This is a genomic window from Azospirillum isscasi, from assembly GCF_030849505.1.
GTDB lineage: Bacteria > Pseudomonadota > Alphaproteobacteria > Azospirillales > Azospirillaceae > Azospirillum > Azospirillum isscasi.
The window spans coordinates 1-789 of the sequence record NZ_JAUJFI010000375.1; the positions used below are offsets into that span (position 1 = coordinate 1).

1 protein-coding gene is annotated in these 789 nt (G+C 68.1%); it reads right to left on the reverse strand.

The genetic code is table 11. The annotated features are described in order from the left end of the window. Positions 1-592: lytic transglycosylase domain-containing protein (locus QSG27_RS29070; protein WP_306712347.1), on the reverse strand; the 592-nt coding region annotated here is incomplete at its 3' end. Positions 593-789 lie beyond the last annotated feature (197 nt).

Consider the following 789-nt stretch of genomic DNA (forward strand, 5'->3'; position numbering starts at 1 on the left):
CCGGCACCGGGGTTACCGGGGTCGGAGCGGGCGCCGCCGCGATCGGCGGGGGCGGGGTGGCGGGCAGGCTGGCCACCTCCACCGTGCCCATCCCGCCACCGCCTTCCAGCCGCGGCGACACCGACGCGATGTAGCGCCGCGTCTCGCCGGGCAGGCGGCGGTTGCCGGCCAGATAGTCGGCGTAGCAGCCGGGCCCGCAATTGTAGGCGCCGAGGAAGCCCGGCGACCCGAACAGGTCGTACATCTCTCTCAGATACGCGGTGCCGGCCAGGATGTTGTCCCGCGGGTGGTACGGGTCGGGACCCAGCCCGTGCTTGCGGCGCATCTCCGAATAGGTCACCGGCATCACCTGCATCAGGCCCATGGCGCCGGCGTGGCTGGTGATCGGGCGCCCGTTCATCATGGTGCGCCCGCCGCTCTCCTGGCGGATGACCTCGCGAATCCATTGCTCCGGCATGCCGAAGCGGTGCGAGGCTTCCGCCACATGGGCGTCGATGTTGGTGTCGCGGGAGGAGGATGACGGATCGCTGGCGCACGCCGCGAGAAGGCCGGACAGAAGGGCCGCCGTCAGGAGCGAGTTTCTGCAACGCACAGTGCCGTCCACTTATTGTGACGATCGATCGGGTGACCGGACCGGCAAGATTGCACATTTCCCTCAAATCCTGAATGGCCCTGTCTGTGACCAATGGCCCTTCGTGACGCTCGCGTTTCAGAAAAAACGCACGGGGGTGAAAAAAGCGCTTGCCGGGCTTGGCCGACCCGCCTATAACCCGGCTCCCACGACGCCGG